The following is a 7,148-nucleotide window of genomic DNA, read 5'->3' as shown; positions in this document are numbered from 1 at the left end:
ATAATGTGCCAGTTGATTGGCTCTCGCATTTAATTGTGCATAGGTTAGCTGCTCATTTTTAAAACCTACTGCAATAGCATCTGGTGTTTTTTCTACCTGAGCTTCAAATAGTTTGTGGATACACTGGTCTTGAGGGTAATCAATTTTTGTATCATTCCACTCGACTAACAACTGCTGCTGTTCGGATTCGTTCAATAATGGTAAATCTGATAAATGCTGCTGTGGATTAGCCACAATTGCTTCGAGCAATGTCTCTAGATGTCCGACCATCCGCGCGATAGTTGCTCGCTCGAACAAATCCGTATTGTATTCAAAATTGCCTTTTAACCCAGACTCGGTTTCGCTCATGTACAAGCTCAGATCGAACTTGGCAGTTTCACTCTCACTCTTTACTGGTGTCAAAGTCAATCCAGGTAACTCTAACTCGGACATGGGAGCGTTTTGAAGTATAAACATCACCTGGAACAGTGGTGTATGACTTAAATCCCGCTCTGGCTGTAGTTGTTCGACGAGCAATTCAAAAGGCAAATCTTGATGGGCATATGCTCCTAGTGTAGTTTCTCTCACTCGCTGGAGTAGTTCGATAAAACTAGGATTTCCAGCTAAGTTAGTTCGCAACACCAGAGTGTTAACGAAAAATCCAATCAAGCCTTCTATTTCAGCTCGATTACGATTGGCAATGGGGGAACCGACGACGATATCTGATTGAGCGGTATAACGCCATAGCAGTGTTTGGAATCCTGCCAACAGAGTCATAAATAAAGTACTTCCTTGCTGCTGGCTTAATTTATTTAATGCCGTGGATAATTCTGGAGATAAGTTAAACGAGTATTTAGCACCCCTAAAGGTTTGCACTGCTGGTCGAGGGTGGTCTGTCGGTAGTTCTAGAACTTTTGGCGCGTTTTCTAACTGTTTGAGCCAATAAGCTTTTTGAGTTTCGAGTACTTCTCCTTGTAGCCATTGTCGCTGCCAGGCGGCAAAGTCTACATACTGTATTGGTAGTTCTGATAGTGGTGAGGGTTGTCCTTGACTGAAGGCTCGATAGAGACTGGCTAGTTCTCTTACTAAGACACCTATTGACCAACCATCGGAGATAATGTGATGCATACTCAGTAGTACGATATGCTCTTGAGCCTCTAGTCGGAGAAATTTGATTCTGATTAATCGCTCGCTGCTGATGTCAAATGGATGTCGTGCTTCAGTTTCAATCTGCTGTTGGATTTGTGTTGGTTTTTCTGATGCTGCTAAACTACTTAGGTCGATTAAGGGAATGGTGAAAGTCTCAACTGAGTCAATAACCGCTCTTGCTTCTCCTTCAGTAGTTTGGAAGCTAGTTCGCAGTGTTTCATGGCGAGCAACGATACGATTGAAGCTTTGCTCTAGTGCGTTTAGGTTGAGTTGTCCTTGGAGGCGTACCGCAGCAGGTCTATTATAGAATGGGCTATCTGGCTCTAGTTGAGCTAAAAACCACAGTCTCTGCTGAGCAAAAGATAAAGGCAGTTTTTCTGTCCGTGAAATTGGCTCGATCTTTGTTACTTTAATGCCTGAATCGCTTTTAATCGCTTGTTCAATTTCTTGGGCTAGCCCTGCGATAGTAGGGCGTTCAAATAAACTGCGTAATGGCAGTTCTGTTTCAAATACTTGTCGAATTTGAGATATGACGCGAGTGGCAATCAGGGAATGTCCTCCTAACTCAAAGAAATTATGATTAATGCCTACTTTTTCTAGATTAAGGATTTCTGCCCAAATGCCCGCTAGCAAATTCTCAATTGGTGTCGATGCAGGAACAAAATCAGCTTCAGTTCTCAATATACTTGGTGCAGGTAGTGCTTTGCGGTCAACTTTACCATTGGGAGTCAGCGGTAATGTTTCTAAGGTGACAAAAGCTGCTGGCACCATGTAGCTGGGTAACTTAGACTCTAAAAGTTTCCGTAGATCAGAGATTGTTAGTGTTTGTTCTTGTTGAGCAACTACATAGGCAACAATTTGTTGAGAATTGGCTAAATCTTCTCTGACTATAACTACAGTTTCTCGCACTGCTGGATGTCGAGTGATCGCTGCTTCAATTTCTCCCAGCTCAATTCTGAAACCACGTACTTTTACTTGGTTGTCAATACGACTAATGTACTCTATTTCTCCATTTGGTAGATAGCGGGCTAAGTCTCCTGTTTTATACAGACGAGATGCTTCTTGACCGAAAGGATGGGGAATAAACTTCTCCGCTGTCAAGTCAGGACGGCTTAAATAACCTCTACCCACACCTATACCGCCAAGATAGACTTCCCCCGTCACGCCCACTGAAACGGGGTTAAGAGAACTATCTAGCAAATAAGTTTGAATATTAGCTATGGGGCGACCTATTGGAACTGTTTTCTGGTTCGGATTATCTTGTTGACACTGCCAATAAGTGACATCAATCGCTGCTTCTGTAGGTCCATAAAGATTATCTAGCCGTGTATCGAGCCGTTCAAAAAATCGCTGTTGCAGTTGTGCAGGTAACGCTTCCCCACTGGCAATTACTCGCGCCAGTGACTGACATTGTTCTACTCCTTCTGCTTCGAGAAACACTTGCAACATTGACGGCACGAAATGTAATGTGGTGACCTGCTGCTGTGAGATTAAATCAATCAAGTAACTAGGATCTTTATGCCCTTCTGGTTGAGCGATAATCAAACGCGCACCCGCAATCAATGTCCAGAAGAATTCCCACACCGATACGTCAAAACTGAAGGGAGTTTTTTGTAAGACTGCATCGTCTGAGGTTAATTGATAAGTATCTTGCATCCACAATAAGCGATTTAAAATACCACTATGGGCATTCATTGCCCCTTTGGGTTTACCTGTAGAACCAGAGGTGTAGATGATATATGCAAGATTATCAATCGTAATCTTAGATACTGGATTTTCGGTGCTGTTATTGCTAATTTGTTGCCAGTCGGTATCGAGACAAAATACTCGTGCTTGATGTTCTAGTAAACTCTCTAATAAGTCCTGTTGTGTGAGCAAGACTCCTGGCTGGGAGTCTGACAACATATAAGTCAGACGTTCTTGAGGATAGTTGGGGTCGATTGGCACATATGCCCCACCAGCTTTGAGGATGGCTAGCAGTCCGATGACCATTTCCAACGAACGCTCGACACAAATTCCGACCTTAATCTCTGGTTTGACTCCTCGTTGCTGAAGATAATGCGCCAGTTGATTGGCTCTGGCGTTGAGTTCGCAATAGGTCAGCTGCTCATCTTCAAAGACAACCGCTACTGTATCAGGTGTTTTCTCTACTTGAGCTTCAAATAGTTGATGGATATATTTATCCTGGGGGTAATTAGCAGTTGTATCATTCCAATTAACTAAAAGAGTTTGACGCTCAGGTTCTGTTAATAATGGTAAATCTGACAAACGCTTCTCTGGTTGAGCAACAATCCCCTCTAGCAAATTAGTAAAATGCCCTGCCATTCTCTCAATAGTCGCAGCATTAAACAAATCTGTGTTGTACTCCCACCAACCCCAAAGTTCTGGCTTTGAATCCACCACATACAGCGTTAAATCAAATTTTGCTGTTCTATTGTGTTTCTGAAGCCATTGTAGAGTCAGATCGGGTAATACTAAATCTTTTTTAGTATATTCTTGCAAAGCAAAAGTTACTTGAAACAATGGAGTATGACTGAGATTTCGTTCGGGGTGTAGTTCTCCTACTAATCGCTCAAAAGGTAGCTCTGCATGAGCATACGCTCCTATGCATACTTCGCGAACTCTATTCAGCAATTCTAAAAAGCTTGGATTCTCAGAAAGGTCAGTACGAAGTACAAGGGTATTAACAAAAAAACCGATTAACTCTTCAATATCAGCATGGTTGCGATTCGCAATGGTAGAGCCTACACAGATATCTTCTTGATTTGTGTAGCGGTATAATTGTGCTTGAAATGCTGCTAACAAGGTCATAAACAAAGTAACACCTTGTTGATTACTTAAAGCTCTTAGACTATCGCTCAAGTTTGATGATAGCTTAAAATATTTAGCTGCTCCTTTGAAACTTTGTACTGGAGGTCGCTGATAGTCTGTCGGTAGGGATAAAGTGTTTGGAGCATTTTCTAATTGTTTCTTCCAATATGAAATTAGAGTTTTTTCCCGCTCACTTTGTAACCATTGGTGCTGCCAAATAAAATAGTCTGCGTATTGAATGGGCAATTCCAAAAGTGGAGAAGATTGTTCAGCCGAAAAAGCTCCATATATTGCTGCTAATTCTTTATTTATTACTTGTAGTGACCACCCGTCACAGACAATGTGGTGGACGACTAACAACAGTAAATATTCTTGTTCACCAGTCTGTAATAACATCACCCGCAGCAAAGGAGTAGATGTTAAGTCAAAAGGCTTTTGAGCAATTTCAGCAGTTAGCCGCTCAACTTCAGTATCTTGTGATGTTTGGGGCAAGTCAGTTAAATTCACCACTGGCAACTTTATACTTAAAGTGGGATGAATTACTTGGACTGGTTGTTCGTCTAAAGTTTCAAAGGAAGTACGTAGAGATTCATGACGTTTTACAATTTCATTAAAACTTTTTTCTAATGCTACAGAATTCAGAATACCTTTTAGCTGTATACAATCAAATTCGTTGTAAACAAAACTTTGAGGTTCTAATTGTTGAAGAAACCATAGTCGCTGCTGGGGTGCTGATAAAGGAACTGGACTTTGTCGAGAGCGACGAGGAATAACTATTTGTTGGGTATCGGAATGATGCTCACCCCGTAGACGCTTTTCTAAAATTGCTCGTTTAGCAGCTGAGAGATTAGAACGCCGTTTAGTAACTTTATCTGTTTTACTACCCATAATGATATTCTGATTATCTATCAATTTTTATTACAAATAACTTAATCGATTACTTTAAAATTCACATATGAGGGTGCAGTTTGAATTTGCGTTAAATCATTTTCGAAAATAACTGAATCACCATTTCGGTCGATTTCTTTAAAACCAGCAAATTTATAAGATATATACATCATCCTATTACGGTCATTTGGTACAAATTCTGCCAAAAGACGGACATTATTGCTTTGAGCTAGACTCATGATATGATTCATCATGATTGTGCCAACTCCCCTCGACATGACACGACAAGACATTAGTAAAAGCTTGATTGTCCATGTTTTTGATTGGCATTCTATTAGGGCTAAACCTATTTTTCCGTAGCTGCTATACTTATCTTCTAGACTTGCAACCAAAAGTTTATGGCTTGACGATTGACGAAAGTGGTTGAGTTCGTCGTAGGAATATGTATATCCAGTTGTATTTAATTGGTTGGTTCGTAATGTCAATTCTTCTGCACGTTGTAAATCTGATTCTCGTGCCGAAGATATGGTGAAATTCATATTGAGAGTAGCCAAAAATTCATCTGCCGTGCCGACAAATTCTTTTTCTGCATTTTGTCGCTCTAGATCGTTAATATACATTAATCTTCTAATTTTTGAATCTTCCGTAATAAAACGGGGATTCATTACAGACATATCTAAAATATGACCTACCTTATCTGCGTTTAAACAAAGAATTTCTGGCAGAGTAAATTTTACTTCTTCTAGTTCAAATAATTGGTCATCAATAAAAGCGATCGCATCCAGACCAATATTTAGTAAGTTAGAAATTTCTTTCAGAGAATTAGCTTTAGAGTTCCAGTTTATTTGTGGATATAGAAAATACTCTTTTAAACTCAATTCTTCTAATTTAGCGCTCGCAGTTGTAGGTTCATTTTTACTAGCTATAGATTGTAGAATTCCACGACTATCCAAAGTATGGATAATGTTTACAATATTTTTGTGCAGAGAAACTTTCTCATCTTCCAGTAAAACTCCCTGCCATAGGGTATTGTCTAAATCCCAAACGACACATTTAATAACTTTTTTATCTTTTTGTTTGCTATTTACGTCTTGTTCTTTTGTGCCAATCATATATTAAATTCTCTCTGCTAATTTTCTTTCCCCAATAGTAGAAATAGTCGAAAAAAGATAATCTTGATAACCTGACTCTGCGATAGTAATTTCTTGAATTTGAGTACTACCTTCAATAATTTCCATTATCTTAGAGTCTCGTAAATACCTTTCTACTGGGTACTCACTGCTACAACCATTACCGCCATGAATTTGCACGGCATCATTTGCTATTTTGGTAGCCACTGTGGATGCAAAGTACTTCGCAATAGAAGTCTCTGTAATCGAGTTGGGATTATTAATATCTTTGAGATAACCAGCTTGATAACATAACAATCTTGCTGCTTTGACGTTAGCTATCATCTGAGTAATCTTTTGGCGTATTAATTGATGTTCTTTGAGATAAACACCAAACTGTTTACGCTCGTTTGTATACTTGATACAAGCTTCTAAACAAGCCTGAGCAATACCTACACAACCCCATGCAACGCTATATCTACCATAATCAAGTGCAGAAGATGCAATGTAGGAAAATCCAAAACCTAATTTACCGATTAAATTTTCTAAAGAAATGCGACAGTTATCAAAATGCAATTCTGCTGTCATCGAAGCCCTAATCCCCAAAATACCAGACATCGGTTTAACTGAGAGTCCTGGATTATTTTTTTCAACTAAAAAAGCAGTAGGTTTTCCCTCAAATTTAGCAAATACTAAAAATACATCTGCTATTTGTCCGTAGGTAATCCATTTTTTTTGCCCATTTAACACATAAGCATCATCAGTAGGCTTTGCTGTTGTTTCGACACTTTTTGCATCGCTACCTACATTCGGTTCGCTTAATGCAAAAGCAGCGATGGTTTCTCCAGATGCAAGTTTTGGAAGCCAATACGCTTTTTGAGATTTATTTCCCCATTTACACAAAGCCTGAGCAACCATGTTATGAACTGTAAGCAAACTTCGTACAGACGAACATCCCCGTGCAATTTCCTCGTTGAGAATGCCATAACTAATCATGTCCATTCCTTTACCACCATATTCTTGGGGTAATATGGCACCGAGAAAACCACGTTCAGCTATTTTCTTGATTAGTTCTGGCGGAGTAAATTCATTTTTATCCCATTCTCCAGCATCAGGATATATTTCCTGGTTGACAAAAGATTTAAATTTAGCTCGATAGTTTTTTTGTTTAGCAGACAATTCAGGTTTCATAATACCATTAATGTCACAAGA

At 39.5% G+C, this 7,148-nt stretch carries 3 protein-coding genes; all 3 read right to left on the bottom strand.

The window, feature by feature from the left end; genetic code table 11:
* The coding region (locus ACLFKQ_RS27680; protein ID WP_449002868.1) for an amino acid adenylation domain-containing protein at positions 1-4,827 on the bottom strand (4,827 nt) is incomplete at its 3' end.
* A 41-nt stretch (positions 4,828-4,868) separates the two neighbouring features.
* Positions 4,869-5,939, bottom strand: a complete 1,071-nt coding sequence (locus ACLFKQ_RS27675) for an HAD-IIIC family phosphatase (protein ID WP_449002867.1) — start codon at positions 5,937-5,939, stop codon at positions 4,869-4,871.
* 3 nt (positions 5,940-5,942) lie between these two features.
* A complete protein-coding gene (locus ACLFKQ_RS27670; RefSeq protein ID WP_449002866.1) occupies positions 5,943-7,127 on the bottom strand; it encodes an acyl-CoA dehydrogenase family protein in 1,185 nt (394 codons plus the stop codon).
* Between the last annotated feature and the right edge of the window lie 21 nt (positions 7,128-7,148).

The sequence above is a fragment of the Myxosarcina sp. GI1(2024) genome, assembly GCF_053543375.1.
The sequence above is the reverse complement of the archived record's forward strand: the minus strand, read 5'-3'. Positions and strand labels throughout refer to the sequence as shown.

What these genes read in the sequence shown, in the direction of transcription:
- ACLFKQ_RS27675 (WP_449002867.1), bottom strand. Translation starts at nt 5,939, where the DNA reads ATGATTGGCACAAAAGAACAAGACGTAAATAGCAAACAAAAAGATAAA.
- ACLFKQ_RS27670 (WP_449002866.1), bottom strand. Translation starts at nt 7,127, where the DNA reads ATGAAACCTGAATTGTCTGCTAAACAAAAAAACTATCGAGCTAAATTT.